Raw genomic sequence first — 16,754 nt, forward strand, 5'->3', positions numbered from 1 at the left:
TAAAAAAGGCAAAGACGGCTTCCTTCAAGGAATCCTTCTTTTGCCTTCAGTATTTGCTACTGATCAGTCAAATCCGCTCTATGCTGCTGTCAATCGCCGTCTTTTGCATTCCTCGGGATCTCTAATCCAGTCGGACATGCACGGAGATTAAAAGAAAAAGACTAAGACGTATCTCCAAACGGATAGCCATCTTAGCCTTCAGTCCTTCTGATCAGCTAGTAATAATAAAAATTTTATCTTGCCCTTAATTATACTGATTAATATCGATTTGTCAATATATATTAATTTTATATATTAATTTTCCCTTATTATCAATCATCTTTTCTTTAATTGGAGGAATGGTGATTGCTGTGGTCCATCCCCCCAGGTGGGGGCGTAGAAGCATCAGCCGGCGATGCCTGGTTGTCAGTCTGAGCGTTGGGATCTACTGAATTCACCAGGTCCGATATGATCTGGCGGAATTCCGGGTCATTGGTCAGCATCTGTTTCATCATCGCCTGCATTTCAGGCTGCTTCATCATATTTTTCATGGTCTTCTGCATTTCGGGACTTTTCATCATTTCCAGGCACTGTTTCTGCATTTCCTGCGCATCCATCATGTTGTGGTCCATGGCTCCCATCTGACCCTCATTCATCACACAGTCCTGCTTGGCAGGAGGCTGCTCAGCGCTTTTTTCCGCCGCCCTCCCGATGTTTGTGCCAAAAGCCAGTCCCATGGCGGACACTGCAATGAGACCGCCCACAATCCAACCTGTTATTTCTTTGCTCATAATAAAATTCCTCCCTTTTTTATTTATACATTCGAATCGTAAAAAACCTTATCTTTCTTTATCCTTTTTTATCCTTCTTCACAGTTATTTTTACAATACCCTTTTGGCCCCGTAATAACGCTGCCCAAAATAGTTGTCATTCATATCCCCGATAGCCACCACGCCTTTAGAGAAAGAAGTATGGATAAACTTATCGTTGCCCATATAAATACCCACATGAGAGGCTCCTGGCTCATAGGTAGTGAAATAAACCAAATCCCCTGGCTGAAGGGCCGATATGGCCACCGTTTTTCCCACCAGAAACTGCAGGTCGGCCGTGCGGGGCATGGTAATACCTGCCTGACGAAATACGTACTGTACCAGACCTGAGCAGTCAAATCCCTGGATCGGCGAAGCACCGCCCCAGACTACGGGATAACCGAGCAGTTCGTTAGCTGCGGACAATACTTGCCCAGCCTGCCCCGGGGCCAGGAAACCGGTTCGGCCCGTCACCTGCCGCTCATCGGCTACCGGCAAGGTGGCTCCCGACAAAATGGAATCCAGCGATTCAATAAACTGGCTGTAACCGGAGGCCGGAGCAGCCTGAACAATTCCTGGGCCGCTGAGCAATATCCCGGTAAACAGCGCAAGCATCAACTTTTTCACGCCTCGCTCCCCCTGTCGAACCGGCTAATGTTTCATTGTTTGTTCATAGTAGAGACCTCCTGAATTGTTTATAAATTCATTTTGGGTTCGACCGTTGTCTTTGCGGCGCTGCCGGCCAATCGTTTACGTTCCTGCCGCTCATTCCAGACGTAATAGATACTGGGCAGAACCACCAGGGTCAACAGGGTGGCGGTAACCAGGCCGCCTACCACAACAGTGGCCATGGGGCGCTGGACTTCGGCCCCGGTTCCACTGGTGAAGATAAGGGGGAATAAGCCGAGGCTGGCTACCAGCGCCGTCATCATAACCGGACGCAGCCGGGCGCTGGCGCCTTCGATAATGGCTTCCTCCAGGGACTTTGTCTCCCTGAGGTGCTTAATATACGTCACCATGATAACTCCATTCTGCACAGCGATACCGAAGAGGGCAATAAACCCGACGGCCGCCGCCACCGTAAGGTACATGCCGGTGGCATAAACGGCTACAATGCCGCCCACAAGGGAAAAAGGAATGTTCATTAGGATAAGAAAAGCATCCCGGGCCGAATTAAAAGTTATATACAGGAGGAAGAATGTCAACACGATAACCGCCGGCACCACCATCGCCAGGCGGGTTTTAGCCCGCTGCTGATTCTCGTATTGTCCGGTCCATTTGATGGAATAGCCGGGGGGAAGCTGCACTTTTTCCTTAATTACCTTGTTGGCCTCATCCACGAAGCTTACGACGTCGCGTCCCCGGGTATTTAGCTGAACAATAACCCGGTAGGCGCCGTTTTCGCTGCTGATCATGGACGGACCGTCCACTACCCGGAACTGGGCTACTTGACCCAAAGGCACGTACGCCCCGCCCGTTGCGGCGGCATTGGCGGCGGCGTCACCCATACCGCCCATTCCGCCTCCGGCGGCAGCTTTGGCCGTACTGCCGCCGGCCACGGGAATGAGGATGTTTTGCATGGCGTTGATGTTTTCCCGGTTATCCCGGTTGTAACGGAGCAGTACGTCAAAGCGCTTCCGCCCTTCGATGGTGGTGGTGGCTGTCCGCCCCCCCACCGCCAGTTCCAAAGCGTCCTCTACATCATTGATGTTGAGTCCATAGCGCGCCACTTTGTCCCGGTCCACCTCCACCTCCAGATAAGGAGCCCCGAAGACGCGTTCAGCCAGAAGATCGCTTACTCCGGCTACGCCGGCTAGCGCTTTTTCAATTTCAAAAGCTTTTTGCTGTAATACCTTCAGATCTTCGCCGTATAGTTTAATCCCAAGTTCGGTACGAACACCGGTGGTTAGCATGGACAAACGACCGGCAATGGGCTGGGTAAAGGCTAAATTCAGACCGGGAATACCGGCCAGTTTAACCATCATTTCCTGCTCGATAGCAGCCTTGGTGTACCCAGGCCGCCACTGGTCCTTGGGCTTTAACGTCACAATGGTTTCAATCATATTGACGGGTGCCGGGTCCATGGCCGACTCGGCCCGGCCTACCTTGCCCGCCGACATGTCCACTTCGGGAATTTCCATGATGAGTTTATCCATCCGTTTGGCCGCTTCCACCGCTTCCGTCAAAGATACGCTGGGCAGCATGGTTGGCATGATCAGGAAGGTACCTTCGTCCAAAGACGGCATGAACTCGGTGCCAATTAAGGGCAACAGGGAGAAACCGGCAATCATGACGATGAGTGCTGCGGCGATAGTGGTCTTGCGGTATTTGATGGCCGTCTTCACAACCGGCAGATACCAGTGATGCAGTTTTTTGACAATCCAGGTATCTTCTTCTTTGATTTTTCCCCGCAGGAGTATGGTGCAGAGCACAGGAACCAGCGTAAAAGCCAGAAGAAGCGACCCGGTCATGGCGAAGGTTTTGGTCCAGGCCATGGGGGTATAAAGTTTGCCTTCCGTCCCGGTCATGGTGAATACCGGCAGGAAGGTGACGATGATGATGGTAATCGAGAAGAAGATGGGGGCGGCCACTTCTTTGGCCGCTGCCAGCGTCACGTCCACAATATTCCGTCGCCCGCCGTCTTCGGCCAGATGGCGGTAGATGTTCTCCACCATGACGATGGCTGCGTCGGTCATAACGCCGATACCAATGGCAATACCGCCTAAGGACATCAGATTGGCAGAAAGATGGATGCCTTTCATCCAGATCAGGGCAATCAATATTCCAATGGGAATGGCACTGGTGACGATGAGACTGGAACGGATATTGCCTAAAAAGACCAACACGATAATGGATACCAGGATGAATTCTTCAATTAAGGCCCGGGTCAGAGTGCTTGCCGCCTTTTTGACCAGGTCGGTCTGGTCATAAAAGGGCGTAATCTTCATACCCTCGGGTAAAGTCGGCTGGATTTCGGCGATTTTTGCTTTTACTTGGTCGATAACGTTCAGTGTGTTTTCGCCCATCCGCTGGATGACAATGCCGCCGGCCGCTTCCTGGCCAAATTTGGTGAGCACGCCCCGTCTAAAGTCCGGGCCAAGAGTTACCCGGGCCACATTTTTTACGTAGACCGGTATGTTATTGTTTTGTGTTATCACAATATTTTGGATGTCATCAACCGATTGCACCAGCCCGAGGCCGCGGATAACGTATTCCTGGCCGTTTTGTTCCACCACCTTGGCGCCGATGTTGGCGTTGCTGGCGCTGACGGCGCCAAACACCTGCCCGACACTCACCCGGTAAGCTTTCAGCAAATCCGGGTCGATATTAACCTGGTACTGGAGCACATAGCCGCCGATACTGGCCACTTCGGCCACGCCGGGCACGGCGCTCAACTGCGGTTTGATGAAGAAATCTTCCACGGTTCTAAGTTCCGCCAGGTTATGCCGGTCGCTTTCCACCGTGTACATGAATACCTGACCCATGGGGGTACTGACCGGACCCAGGGATGGTTGCACGCCCCGCGGTAAACGTGGAATAGCTTGCTGGACTTTTTCATTTACCACCTGCCGGGCGAAATAAGTGTCGACATTATCTTCAAAGATAACGGTAACCATGGAAAATCCGAAGGAGGAAGACGAACGGACATCCTTGACCTTGGGCAGGCCGCGCAGCGCCGTCTCCAGCGGATAGGTCACCTGATCCTGCACTTCTTGCGGCCCCCGTCCCATCCAGTCGGCGTAGACCAGTACCTGGTTTTCGCTTAGGTCCGGAAAGGCGTCAATGGGTGTGTCCAGCACCACAAAGCCGCCGTAGACAATTAAAAGTGCCGCAAAAGCCAGGATAAGAACCCGGTTATTCAGTGAGATTTCAATCAGCTTATTGAGCATAATTCATCCCCCCTATTGGCCGGTGTGGCCGGTGTGACCACTGTGTTCAGCGCCCGAAGCCGCCGGAGGGGCACCAGGTATGGCCGGTGCAGTTTGGGTTCCTGCCGCCGGAGCCGGCGCCGCGCCTGAGGAGGCGCCGCTGTGGCCGCCATGGCCGGCATGGCTGCCGAACTGGCCTAGCTGGGTCTGAGAATCAATCAGGAAGGCCGCAGCCGTCACCACGGTGTCACCGGGAGATAAACCGGAAAGAACCTGGATATAGCCGTCGGCTTCCTGGCCGGTAACAATATCCCGTTTGACAAAGGTGTCTTTTCCCTGGGTCACATACACGATTTTGCGCGTACCGGTATCCAGGAGACTGGAAACAGGAATTACCAGGCTTTCGGGTAAAGGTACATTTATGACTGCGTTAACAAACAGGTTGGGTTTCAGTTTTCCCGCCGGGTTGTCCATTTCCACCCGGACTTTCACCGTGCGGGTGGCGTCATCCAAAACAGGGTTGATAAAAGTCACCCGCCCGCTGAATGTTTCGCCGGGATAAGCATTACTGGTGACACTGACCTCCTGACCGACTTGAACGCCGGCAATATCTTTTTCGTACAAGTCGGCGTACATCCAGACGGTGGAGAGGTCAGACAGGGTATATAATTTTTCGCCTGGCATGATATACGCGCCAGGGAGCAGCAGTTTCTCCATAACCGTGCCGCCGAACTGGGCCCGGACGGTCATGTAGGTGTTGGACTGGCGTGTGTGTTCAAGGTGGGCGATGTCGCCGTCCGGAATTCCCAGTAACTGAAGCTTACGCCGGGCGGCGTCAAGCAGGCGGTTGTTGATTTGCACCACATCTTTGCCGGCGCCCCTAAGTTTTTGTACACTGTCCAAAGCCAGGATATACTCTTCCTGGGCCGCAATATAAGTAGGACTGTATACGGCGGCAATAGCCTGTCCCGGGGCGATATAGTCTCCTTCCGCCGTAACGTACAATTCATCTACCCGGCCTTCCACCCGGGACGTGATGTACGCCCGGCTGCTCTCATTCAGCGCCACCTTGCCGGTGGTCTTGATTTCTTTGTTGAGTTGCCTGGCTACTACCTGAGCCGTTTGCACTCCGGCCAGTTGCCTGGCCTGGGCATCCAGCCGGACCGTATCGCCGGCCACTGCCGCGCCGGCCGTCTGGTGGGCAGAATGGTCCACTGCGCTCACTGCCGGCTTATTGTGTACATACATATAATAGCCCGCCGCCGCACCGGCTGCCAAGATTCCGGCGGCCACACCGATGATCATTCCCTTTTTGGTGCGTAGTGTCTCGATCATGCTGTCATCTCCGTTCTGTTGATTCTGTCAGTTAAGGCAGCGTTCCGCCTGTAAACAGCGGTTTGCCGACGGCTTTTTCCAGATTGGCGGCCGCTTTCTCGTAGTTTATCCTGGCTTTATAGTAGTCGAGTTTAGCGTTGCGCAGGGCATTGAGGCTATCCAGCACAGCCATAAAATCCACTTTGCCGTTGGTATAGCTGACGATACCGGCCTGGTAGGTTTGTTCGGCCTGAGGGACAATGGTGTTTTTATAGAGATCAATCTGCCGCCAGGCCGTCTGTGCGTCAACCAGCGCCATCTGGATATCCAGCGCCGTCATGTTCTGCATATTGGTCAGTGAGGCTTGGGCGGCGTCCTTATTGGCAGCAGCGGCTTTGATCTGACTTTGGTTTTTTCCCTGCCAGATGGGCAGCATGACCATAAATCCGACTTTCCAAGTGTCCGGCTGGGTTTCCATCTCGGTTTGTTTTCTGTCTTTATAGGCGATCTGGAATTCATAATCCGGCAGGGTTTGCTTCTTGGCCAGGTCTATGCCGTTTTGGGCCATGTCCACCTGATATTTCATTCCTAATACGGCCGGCTTTGTTTCCAGCGCTGTTTTTTGCAATGCCGTTAGATCAAAGTTAGGAGGCGGAGCGTTAAATTCTTCCTTTACAGTAAGCACAGCATCCGCCCCACGGCCCATGGCGGTATTCAGTTTGGCTTTAGTCACAGCTTCCATGGAAGCCATGGCGAGCAAATCGGTGGTCATTTTGGAAAATTCGGTCTGGGCCCGGAGGGTATCCTGGAGAGGCACCATACCGGTGGAGTAATTAATCTGGGCGATCTGGACCAACTGCCCCATAAGCTGCTGGTTTTCTTTGCCGATCTCCAGGGCCCTGGTAGCGTACAGCAGGTCATAGTAGGCCTGTTTGGCGGCAGTATAGACCTCCACCTTTTTATCTAAAAAGTTGGCCTCAGCCATCCGCGCATCACTGGCGGCCATCTTGCCCATGGCCTTTAATTTGGCCGGGTTCATAATCTCCTGGGTCAGGCTGTATTCGGTCATCATGGCGTCAAAAGGATTTAAGTTGTTATTGGGAATATCATCTTTCATAATACCGAGTTTGGGATCGGGCCAGGCGGTGGCCGCAGGAATGCGGGCCGCTTTTTCATCCCGGCGTTTCTGGCTTTCCACAACCGCCGGATTATTTTTCATAGCCGTATCGACTATTTGATTAAGAGTTAACGGTTCCTGTGTTTCGGCGGCCATGAGCGGTGATATCACACTAAAACTCAGCAAAAAAGTCAATACAAGCGCTTTTTCTTTTAGTCCTTTTCCTGTTTTCATTGTTCTCTCCTTTCCCTGGTTTTCTTCCGGCTTAAGTCCTGTCCCTTAGTATACATTTAAATTATGAAGATGTTATGAAGATACTTTGAAAAACTTCTGAATTTTTCGCCGGACACACACCGTCATGTCCTGGATGCTGTGTAGCAGTTGGTTCTTATAAATCTGAAAAATGCCGAAGAGGCGGTGCCAATGTTTCTTGACACCGCCTCTTCGGCAGTAATTACATTTTCATTATCTTGCCAGGCGACACCAGCATATGATCGTCGCTATATTGATCATCTTCCGGCGCCTTCACAACTGCTATTTTTTTGTCAATCAATTGCCGGTTTTTCGTGAAATTCCTTTACTATGAATACCTTCCTGATTATTGTTTTGCATATCTAATCCACTCCTTTCGCAATTTCTAATTATCTAATATAATAGCAGAAAAATATGAATTTCCTGTGAATATTAAAGCGGAATAACTTATTTTTTGACCTGCCTTTTAAGGCTGTGCCATGATAAGCTTTACGATTTTCCTGGAGAAATCCTCTATAGTTAGGATGGAGATACCCAGTTCCGGGGGGTATTCGACAAAAAGAACCAGCCTTCAAATTGAATGGCTGGTTCCACCGCTGTTTTGAATTCAAATTGTGTTGTGCATGAGAATCTTAATCCTTCTTGGTAATGACTCCGTCAGTTTTGGTATAAACTACCCCGTCTTTGATCCAGCCCTCAACGCTATGGCCTCCGACTACCTGTTTGTTATATAAAGTAGGATTGTGGTCAATCACTTCATATCGGGGACCGCTTTTACCTCCTTGGCGGCCGACCTTTATTGTTTCGAGATCCTTATTGATGCGATAAGCCTTAGTAACGTTTCCGTCAACTTTGGTGTAAGCTACCTTGTCTTTGGTCCAGCCTTCAACAGTATGGCCTCCGACTACCTGTTTGTTATATAAAGTAGGATTGTGGTCGATCACTTTATATCGGGGACCGCTTTTGCCTCCCTGGTGGCCGACCATTATTGTTTCGAGATCCGGTTTAATTTTGTTTATTTCCGGAAGAACCTGATTGGCCGAAGCCACGCCTGCCACCATCATGCTCATTAGTAAAGATGCGGTTATAAAAGTCTTTTTCATTTTCACTACCTCCTTGATTTTTTTGATTTTTTTGTTTTCTTTACCCATATAATACCGCGATAATATGAATATCCAATGAATAACCTATGAAAAACTTGTGTGTTTTTAAAGGACAAAAATACTACTCCCAGGCAACGCAAGGCTGCCTGGGAGTCTTAAAAGCGCTTTAGAATTTCACGTTAGTAGTAACGGACCGGCATGGCAAATACAGGTAAAATATAGTCCCGGCGCCCGGAGTACTCTCCACGGCTACCCTGCCGCCGTGAAATTCCACCAGTTGTTTTACGATGGCCAGTCCGAGGCCTGAACCGCCGCTTTTTCGGTCCCGGGACTTTTCGCTGCGGTAAAAATGATCGAAAATGTATGGCAGGTCCGCCGGCGCTATGCCGGGGCCATTATCTGCCACCGTTATTTTGAGCCATTCTTGGCCTGTGCTTTTTTCACTGGAGGTAGTTACTTTAATATCCCCTTCGTCGTGAGTGTAGCGTAACGCATTTACAAAGATGTTGTAAAATACCTGGCTAATCCGGTCAGCATCTACCGTTATTTCAGGCAATTTATTGTCCAGATTGCAAACAACCGTTATTTTTTTCTCCTCAATTGTGGTTTTCGTTAACTGAATTGTCCTGGTGATAAGCTGGTTGATGTTGGTAAGCTGCATATGCAATGAGAGTTGACCAACTTCCGCCAGGGAAAGATCTCTCAAGTCGGTAATCAAACGGTTCAATCTTATAGTTTCCTCATGCAGCGAATTCACTTCCTCCCTGTTCATATTAATGACACCATCCAGCATGCCTTCCAGATGGCCTTTGATAATGGCAAGGGGAGTTCTTAATTCGTGGGCAATATTGGCCAATAACTGACGCCGTAAGTTCATATTGTTCTCCAGTGTCTTGGCCATCCGGTTAAATATTTCGGCTAGATGCCCAACCTCATCTTTTGATTCAATGGGAACCCTTTGTTGAAAATTGCCCTTTTCTATCTCCTCGGCGGCAACGCTAATCCGCCGGAGCCGTACGGTAATGCTGCGGGCCAAAAAGTAGCTTGCCGCCAAGCCTATCAGCAGCAGAACCGCCCCGACCCAGATTAATGACTGGTGAACAGACGCCAGAAAGGTGAGTTCCGCCTGACCCATTGGCTGCATTATACCGCCACGGCCCATAACTATCAAATACTCGCGAAATAATTGGTTCATTTGTAAATCGGCAAGAAAAATAAGTACAAAAACGGTTAGCGCGATAGACAAAAACATCAGCCCAGTAATGCGGTAGACAATGCTATTCATCCTTAATCGCCCCGGCTAGCTTATACCCAATCCCGTACACCGTCTGGATATAAGTCGGCTCTTTCGGATTTACTTCCAGTTTGCGCCGCAGGTTCTTGATGTGGGCGTCAATAGTGCGTTCATACCCTTCGAACGAATAGCCGTGGGCTTGCTCGACTATTTGCAGACGGCTGAACACTTTACCGGGGTTTGCCGCCATCATCTCCAATATTTTAAACTCCGTGGGGGTAAGCTCGATAAGTTCTCCATCCCGGGTAACCTGATACATCTCCAAATTGATGGTGAGACTGCCGACTTTAATCGGTTCCTTGCGCACAACCGCCCGGTTGGTGCGGCGCAGGATGGTTTTGGCCCGGGCTACCACCTCCTTGGGGCTGAAAGGCTTAGTGACATAATCATCCGCCCCTAATTCCAAGCCTACCAGGAGGTCACTTTCATCATCCCGGGCGGTAAGCATAATAATCGGCATGTCGTTATCCTTGCGGACTCGCCGGCATACTTCCCAACCGTCAATACCAGGCATCATCAAATCAAGCACCATAATGTCGGGCTTATGTTCTTTAACCGCCATTAGCGCGTCCACCCCGTCAGCAGCCGTGTACGCAATATACCCGTCTTTTTCAAAATATGTCTTTAAAAGTTTAACCAGTTTGGCATCGTCATCCACAATTAGTACCGAATGCTGTGCCATGTTGACCGTCTCCCCCGTTAGTCAGCCGTTTCTTTTTATTATCGCTATGTCTTGTTCTGATCTTGTTCTGATATAGTTATTTTAGTATACAGAAGTAATATGAAAAACTTATGAAGAAATTATGAAAAACTTATGTATATTACTAATTTCGCAATGTCTTAAAACTCATTAACCTCCGCAAAACCATGGCCCGGCAATAGCCGGGCCATCTCATTCCAATGGGTTTATGTTTAATTAATTATAAGTACAATATATCAAAAAAAAGTCAGCTTGTCAAAAAGTGGAATATATTTTCATACTACAGCGGTTTCTTCTTTCCATCTGGTAACTCTTTTTTCAATAGCTACCAGAGTATAATTCACTATCAGTCCCAGCATCGACATGGTTATTATGGATGCATACATCCTGGGAATTTGGTACTTAACTTCGGCGTCGTACAGCAAAAATCCGAGACCGGCACTGGCACCTATCATCTCGGCGGCTATCAGTATTAAAATGGATGTTGTCGCACTCAGGCGTATTCCTGTGAATATTGAGGGAACAGAGGCGGGTATTATTACCTTTACAAATAGTATAAAAGGTGACGTACCCATGGACTTTGCCGATTTTATCAACAGCGGATCAACATTTTTCACACCGGCAATGGTATTCAAAAGAATTGCCCACTGCACGCCCCAAAAGATGATAGCTACTTTTGATAACTCCCCTATGCCAAAAAGAAGAATAAACACTGGAAAAAGCGCCAATGTTGACGTCTGCCTGAAGGTCTGCAGTAAAGGATCAATAAGATATTCAAATCCCTTAAACCAGCCAATAAGCAAACCCAACGGAACGGATACCGCCAACCCCAGGCTGAAACCCAGAATGGAACGGCGGAGGCTGACGTAAAGATGCTTAAACAATTCACCAGTACTTATCAAATCAATAAACGCAGTGAAAACTTTGGAGAATGGGGGAAGAAAGGTTGGATCCGCCAAGCCGATACGCGGCGCTACTTCCCAAATGAGCAAAAAAACTGCTACAGCAAGTAAGCGGTAAGATACTTGCAGTATCCTCTTTATCCAATTATGGACCATAGTAAATTACCTCATCTCTGTAGTTATATCTTTATCTACATCAAAGATTTTTCCCGGGTTCAGGATAAGGTTGGGGTCGAAAGCTTTTTTTACAGCTTTCATCAGTTCAAGTTCGCATGGCTGGATAACAGAACGCAAAAACTGTTTGCGTTTCAGCCCGATTCCATGCTCCCCGGATAGGCGGCCGCCAAGAAGATAGGCCGTTCTATACAGTTGTTGCCGGAATACAACAAGCTGAGCCTCCCAATCAGACAGCGGGACGGCTCCGGGCAGGATGCGCAAATGCATATTGCCGTCACCTGCATGACCGGCAATACGGTATTCAAAATGAAACTCGTTAACCAGAGCCTGAAGCTTCTCAATAAATGTCAAAAGTTCATCCACCGGGACAACGATATCCTCAGAAGCGCCAACCGGGTTCCCGGCCTGTATCGCCTTCCCCCATATCCTTCGCGCCTGCCATATTTTCTCTCCCTCAGCTTCCTCAATGCTTATACAACCGTAAGAATGACAAATTTCCTTAAGGCGGCCTTGTTTTTTCGCTAAATCGGCCGGATCCTGCGCCTCAAATTGTATAATCAGGCAGTCGCTTTCATGGCCGGCAAATGTGTTTTCCCGCTGGTAACGTTCAATGTCTGTTACTGTCTGCCTGTCCATCAGTTCCACCGAAATAGGATCAATTTCACTGTCTAACAATATCCCGACTAAATTAACAGCCGTAGATAAATTAGGAAAGGTTGCTAAAAAATTGGGTAATAACGGTGCAAGCCGCTGGAGTTTGAGCGTTACCTGGGTAATTATGCCCAAGGTACCCTCAGAACCGATAATCAGTCTAACCAGACCATACCCTGTGGCGTTCTTTTTCAAGCGTCCACCCAGCGTGACTATCTCGCCCTGCGGGGTTACTACTTCCAATGCATATACCTGATCGGCAGTGACCCCGTACTTTACAGCCCGGTTGCCGCCGGCATTAGTCGCCACATTCCCGGCGATAACGCAGTCATCACTGCTGCAAGGGTCCCCGGCATAAAGCAATCCATGTTTCCGGGCTTCCTGCTGTATTGTTAGTGTACGGACTGCCGCTTCCACTACCATATATCTTGCTGCCGGATTAATTTGAATAATCCGGTTCATGCGGCGTAAATCAATGACAATGCCTCCATTCACAGGTACTGCCCCTCCCGCCAGTCCGCTGCCGCCGCCACGGGGTGTTACGGGAATAAGTTGCCTGTTGGCCAGACGGACAATTTCAGCCACCTCCCCGGTGCTGGCCGGAAAAACAACCGCCTCAGGTGACTGCGACGGACCATCTTTGGTACCGGCATCATATGCATATTCAACCGGGACGTCCGAACCGGAAAATACATGATCGCTGCCGACAATTTTTCGTAATTCGGATAAGATTTCACCCGTAATTTTTTGGTAAATAGGCATTGGGTACCCCTTCCCGATCTCACCATTATTTGTATTTACTCAGGTCATGGATTGTCTCGAATTCCTTTAGGCTGATCAGTTGCCATATTTAATTCGCTCAATATGTTCAAGTCTTTGGAGTGCCTTATGTAAAGTCTCCTCCGTCTTGCAAAAGGCAAATCTCAATATCAGCCGCCCTCTATTGGGATACACCCGGTAGAAGCCCGATAATGGAACGGCCGCCACGCCAATTGTTTCGATGAGATGTTTGGCAAAAGCCACGTCATCGGACCAACCAAAGCGGCTAAAATCCGCCAAAAGAAAATACCCTCCCTGCGGCAGCAAGCATGGAATGCCTAAATGTTCCAGTCCGTTGATTAATAGATCGCGCCTGGTTGTATACTCACTTTTTAACTTTTGATAATAAGAGCCGGGCAGCCGGATGGCTTCAACAGCCGCCTCCTGCAACGGGGCGGCGGCACTAATTGTCAAATAGTTATGAGCTATCCTGATACCCTGGGTAAGCTGCGGCGGGGCTACGACATAGCCGAGCCGCCATCCTGTAACGCTATAAGTCTTGGAAAAGCCATTAACAATAATGGTCCGTTCTCTCATGCCGGCTATTGTCCATAGCTTTGCCGGCGTAATCCCGTCAAAAACTATTTCATCATAAATTTCATCGGTTAAGGCCGCGAGGTCATGCTGCCGGCAGATATCCGCCACAATGGCAAGCTCGTCAGGGTCAAAAACTCTCCCGGTAGGATTATGGGGTGAGTTTACAATAATAGCCTTCGTTCGCGGTGATAAGACTGCCGCAAGGGCATCACGTTCAATTCTGAAATTGGGCGGTCTGAGCTCAACATATACCGGCTTACCCCCGCAAAGAACAACGTCCGGCGCATAGATGGTAAATGCGGGCTCCAAAATTATAACTTCATCACCCGGATTAACAATTGTCAAAAGCGAAGCCGCCATTCCTTCCGTCGCGCCACAGCAGACGGTAATCTCTGTTTCCGGGTCAAATTGCCCTCCATGTTGCCGGTGTAATTTCCCGGCAATACCTTTCCTCAATTCCTGGATGCCTTGTGAAAGAGCGTATTGATTGTAATCAGACTGTACTGCCGCTACAGCGGCGGCTTTTAGTTCCACCGGCGCCGGAAAATTCGGTGTCCCCCCGCCCAGGTCGATTGCGTTCCGGCTTTTGGCTAAAGTGGCAATCTCCCGAAATACAGGCAGTTGCAGGCCTCGAACCCGGTTAGCTAGAGATACCGTCATACACATCTTCCTTCTCTATGTTAAAGTGCGTTATCAGCTAATTGACTGGCAGCATATCGCAAACCATTTTCCACTGTGTCGCAATACTCTACACTATATACTCCGTGTCTGCGCAGTTGCTCCTTGGCCTGATACCCGATACGCATTGTCAAAACCGCATCACAGTCCTGCAATGTCTGGAAAACTCTATCCCGGTTGGTGTCTTCCTCATCGCATTCCGTCATGCCCTGGCAATATTGATCCGCTGTCCGGGTCTCCGCCACATGAAATTCCTGACCATCGCCCTGATAAATAAGGAACTGCGATGCGTGCCCGAAATGCTGATCAACTATTTTGCCGTGTTTGGTTGTAACCGCAATCTTATATTGCTTTCTTTCCAGGATTTGTGCCGCCGTCTCGGCCGGCGGACGGTTGCACATGCGAAATTCCTGCGAGCGGTCTTCATGCAAAAGTCCTACAGCGTCGGCCCGGCATTGCCGGCAATGCCGCATTTGCTGAATGTCAAGCTGACAAATATTCCGCATCTCATTGATTTCTTTCATACTGGTTTGGGGATAATCTTCAAACGCACTGCCGGGGGCGGGAATCAGGGGCATAATATTGGTAATAAACGCTCCCAGTTCTTTTACTTTTTTAACCAGATCGGGAATATGGCGGTCGTTGATCCCTTTGATCAGGACGATGTTGACTTTTACCAGCACCTCATGTTTAGCCAGGTATTCTATGCCGGCCAGCTGGTTTAGCGAAAGCAGCTCGGCTGCCTTGGCCCCTTCATATTTTTGTCCTTTGTAGGATACATGTTTATAAATTTTGGCGCCGATTTCCGGGTCCAACGCATTGGCGGTAACCGTAACATGATGAATGCCAAGATCAACAATTTCCGGGGCATATTCCGGCAGCATCAAGCCATTTGTGGATAAACAAAAAGTAACGTCGTTATCGATTTCTTTTATCTGTTCGATAGTTTCGCGGGTAAATTGCCAATCAGCCAGTGCATCGCCGGGTCCAGCTATCCCAACTACACTAAGTTCGGCAATTTGTTCTTTAACCCACTGGAATTTTTCCTTAGCAAGTTGCGGTGTCAAAACCTCGCTGGTTACGCCCGGCCTGCTTTCGTTCACACAATCAAATTTACGGTTGCAATAGTTGCACTGAATATTACACCTGGGGGCCACAGGTAAATGAATGCGGGCATATTTATGATGCGCATCGGCGGAATAACATGGATGCTTTTTCGTTCTCTCCAGAAGGTCCTGACTTATGGTGCCCGGGCAAACGCAAGCCATGATTTTCACCTCTTCCTTTTAAACATGAAGGCCACAGAAACAGTCTCATTTCTGCAGCCTTCAGCTCATCTGATCAGCTTTGCTGCTTTTTAGATACCGGCAGCTTTGCTGCGTACTTCTCCTGTCTCCATCGCCAGCAATTGGTCAGCCCATTGGGCAGCCCATTCTCTTAACTCGGATGTGGTCAAAGGCGACGGTACTTTGGATACGGTGGTTTCTACCACTCTTTTCGCCAATCTGCTGTAAACCTTGGCCTGCTCCGAGTTAGGCGCGGATTCTATTGTGGTTTTTCCCTGAAGTTCCGCCTGAGTAACTGTTACTGAGCGAGGAATGTATTCCACGACTTGAGTCTTGGTTCGATTCACAAAGTCATCCACGATTTCTTTTGCATAAGGGGCGTTGATGGAGTTGGCAATTAAGCCGCCTAAAAGAGCGCCGCCCGAATTGGAGTATTTCTGAATTCCTTTAAACAAGTTGTTGGCGGCATAAATCGCCATAAAGTCAGCCGAGGATACGGTGAACACATGCTCGGCAATTCCTTCGCGAATGGGGACGGCAAAGCCGCCGCAGACCACGTCTCCCAAAACATCATAAATGACCACATCCAGGTCCAGTTCGTCATATACTTTTAGCTGTTTTAAAAGTTGTACTGCCGTAATAATGCCCCGGCCGGCGCATCCCACCCCGGGAGCCGGGCCGCCGGCCTCCACGCAGTAAACTCCATTATAGCCTTTAAAAATCACGTCATCAGGCTTTACCTGGCTTTTCTCCCGCAAAGTATCGAGAACGGTGGGAATGTAGGTGCCGCCCCTTAAAGTATTGGTAGAATCCGCCTTCGGATCGCAACCAAACTGCATCACTTTATAACCCAGTTTGGATAAAGCCGCGCTGATATTGGAGGTAGTGGTAGATTTACCAATGCCGCCTTTGCCATAGATTGCAATTTGTTTGATTTTTTTGCTCACGTTGTGTCCTCCTGTCATTTTTTGTAAAATAAAAAAGGCCAGACAACATTTCTGGAGAAATGTGTTCTGACCTTTGGTCTTTTACCAATCAGTCATGCAGTTCATTACCTTTTCCATATTATACTTAATATTTTTCAAAAACGCAAGTTAATTTCAATAATCTTAACACTGCCAAATGATTCCGCTACTCATTTAACTAATTTCTTGACAAGTTCCGTGGCTAATGATAGCATGAAAAAAATAGCACCTTCATTTTAGGTAATTCCATATGCAATGGCTGATCAGGAAACTGAAGGCAAGTATAGGTTATAACAAACTAT

14 protein-coding genes are annotated in these 16,754 nt (G+C 49.0%); 1 reads left to right on the forward strand and 13 read right to left on the reverse strand.

Going from position 1 to position 16,754, the window contains the following annotated elements; genetic code table 11:
• Window positions 1–326: 326 nt before the first annotated feature.
• From MAMMFC1_RS01135 to nifB, 12 genes are all read right to left on the reverse strand, one after another.
• On the reverse strand, window positions 327–770 hold the full coding sequence (locus MAMMFC1_RS01135; RefSeq protein ID WP_126305725.1) for a hypothetical protein: 444 nt from the start codon (window positions 768–770) through the stop codon (window positions 327–329).
• A gap of 90 nt (window positions 771–860) precedes the next feature.
• Entirely contained in the window at window positions 861–1,415 is a 555-nt protein-coding gene (locus tag MAMMFC1_RS01140) for a C40 family peptidase (protein ID WP_126305726.1), read from the reverse strand.
• A 68-nt stretch (window positions 1,416–1,483) separates the two neighbouring features.
• Window positions 1,484–4,678 (reverse strand): efflux RND transporter permease subunit, encoded by a 3,195-nt coding sequence (locus MAMMFC1_RS01145; protein WP_126305727.1) that lies wholly within the window; start codon window positions 4,676–4,678, stop codon window positions 1,484–1,486.
• Between the two features lie 12 nt (window positions 4,679–4,690).
• Entirely contained in the window at window positions 4,691–5,992 is a 1,302-nt protein-coding gene (locus tag MAMMFC1_RS01150) for an efflux RND transporter periplasmic adaptor subunit (protein ID WP_126305728.1), read from the reverse strand.
• Between the two features lie 31 nt (window positions 5,993–6,023).
• Entirely contained in the window at window positions 6,024–7,322 is a 1,299-nt protein-coding gene (locus MAMMFC1_RS01155) for a TolC family protein (protein WP_126305729.1), read from the reverse strand.
• A 650-nt stretch (window positions 7,323–7,972) separates the two neighbouring features.
• Window positions 7,973–8,443 (reverse strand): hypothetical protein, encoded by a 471-nt coding sequence (locus MAMMFC1_RS01160; RefSeq protein WP_126305730.1) that lies wholly within the window; start codon window positions 8,441–8,443, stop codon window positions 7,973–7,975.
• Between the two features lie 166 nt (window positions 8,444–8,609).
• Window positions 8,610–9,728 carry a sensor histidine kinase gene (locus MAMMFC1_RS01165; protein ID WP_126305731.1) on the reverse strand — a complete coding sequence of 373 codons (1,119 nt, stop codon included), beginning with the start codon at window positions 9,726–9,728 and terminating at the stop codon, window positions 8,610–8,612.
• Complete coding sequence (locus tag MAMMFC1_RS01170; protein ID WP_126305732.1) at window positions 9,721–10,419, reverse strand: response regulator transcription factor; 699 nt, start codon at window positions 10,417–10,419, stop codon at window positions 9,721–9,723. The genes MAMMFC1_RS01165 and MAMMFC1_RS01170 overlap by 8 nt, the downstream gene beginning before the upstream one ends.
• Window positions 10,420–10,712: 293 nt before the next feature.
• Window positions 10,713–11,495: an ABC transporter permease gene (locus tag MAMMFC1_RS01175; protein WP_126305734.1), complete on the reverse strand. Its 783-nt coding sequence runs from the start codon at window positions 11,493–11,495 to the stop codon at window positions 10,713–10,715.
• A gap of 6 nt (window positions 11,496–11,501) precedes the next feature.
• Window positions 11,502–12,929 carry an FAD-binding oxidoreductase gene (locus MAMMFC1_RS01180; protein WP_126305735.1) on the reverse strand — a complete coding sequence of 476 codons (1,428 nt, stop codon included), beginning with the start codon at window positions 12,927–12,929 and terminating at the stop codon, window positions 11,502–11,504.
• A gap of 75 nt (window positions 12,930–13,004) precedes the next feature.
• Window positions 13,005–14,183, reverse strand: coding sequence for a pyridoxal phosphate-dependent aminotransferase (locus MAMMFC1_RS01185; RefSeq protein ID WP_232035603.1), 1,179 nt, complete (start codon window positions 14,181–14,183; stop codon window positions 13,005–13,007).
• 20 nt (window positions 14,184–14,203) lie between these two features.
• Window positions 14,204–15,445 (reverse strand): nitrogenase cofactor biosynthesis protein NifB, encoded by a 1,242-nt coding sequence (nifB, locus tag MAMMFC1_RS01190; protein WP_232035774.1) that lies wholly within the window; start codon window positions 15,443–15,445, stop codon window positions 14,204–14,206.
• Here nifB and MAMMFC1_RS22160 point away from each other — a divergent pair.
• On the forward strand, window positions 15,365–15,562 hold the full coding sequence (locus MAMMFC1_RS22160; RefSeq protein WP_232035855.1) for a hypothetical protein: 198 nt from the start codon (window positions 15,365–15,367) through the stop codon (window positions 15,560–15,562). The two genes, nifB and MAMMFC1_RS22160, sit on opposite strands and share 81 nt — an antisense overlap.
• Here MAMMFC1_RS22160 and nifH read toward each other — a convergent pair.
• On the reverse strand, window positions 15,559–16,434 hold the full coding sequence (gene nifH / locus MAMMFC1_RS01195; RefSeq protein WP_126305741.1) for a nitrogenase iron protein: 876 nt from the start codon (window positions 16,432–16,434) through the stop codon (window positions 15,559–15,561). The two genes, MAMMFC1_RS22160 and nifH, sit on opposite strands and share 4 nt — an antisense overlap.
• Window positions 16,435–16,754 lie beyond the last annotated feature (320 nt).

The sequence above is a fragment of the Methylomusa anaerophila genome (genome assembly GCF_003966895.1).
Lineage (GTDB): Bacteria > Bacillota > Negativicutes > Sporomusales > Sporomusaceae > Methylomusa > Methylomusa anaerophila.

Bases quoted from the DNA above. Each gene is read 5' to 3' on its own strand.
- MAMMFC1_RS01155 (WP_126305729.1), bottom strand. From the start codon at position 7,322: ATGAAAACAGGAAAAGGACTAAAAGAAAAAGCGCTTGTATTGACTTTT.
- MAMMFC1_RS01180 (WP_126305735.1), bottom strand. From the start codon at position 12,929: ATGCCTATTTACCAAAAAATTACGGGTGAAATCTTATCCGAATTACGA.
- MAMMFC1_RS22160 (WP_232035855.1), top strand. From the start codon at position 15,365: ATGAATGCGGGCATATTTATGATGCGCATCGGCGGAATAACATGGATG.
- MAMMFC1_RS01150 (WP_126305728.1), bottom strand. From the start codon at position 5,992: ATGATCGAGACACTACGCACCAAAAAGGGAATGATCATCGGTGTGGCC.
- MAMMFC1_RS01160 (WP_126305730.1), bottom strand. From the start codon at position 8,443: ATGAAAAAGACTTTTATAACCGCATCTTTACTAATGAGCATGATGGTG.
- MAMMFC1_RS01185 (WP_232035603.1), bottom strand. From the start codon at position 14,183: ATGACGGTATCTCTAGCTAACCGGGTTCGAGGCCTGCAACTGCCTGTA.
- MAMMFC1_RS01165 (WP_126305731.1), bottom strand. From the start codon at position 9,728: ATGAATAGCATTGTCTACCGCATTACTGGGCTGATGTTTTTGTCTATC.
- MAMMFC1_RS01170 (WP_126305732.1), bottom strand. From the start codon at position 10,419: ATGGCACAGCATTCGGTACTAATTGTGGATGACGATGCCAAACTGGTT.
- MAMMFC1_RS01175 (WP_126305734.1), bottom strand. From the start codon at position 11,495: ATGGTCCATAATTGGATAAAGAGGATACTGCAAGTATCTTACCGCTTA.
- MAMMFC1_RS01145 (WP_126305727.1), bottom strand. From the start codon at position 4,678: ATGCTCAATAAGCTGATTGAAATCTCACTGAATAACCGGGTTCTTATC.
- MAMMFC1_RS01135 (WP_126305725.1), bottom strand. From the start codon at position 770: ATGAGCAAAGAAATAACAGGTTGGATTGTGGGCGGTCTCATTGCAGTG.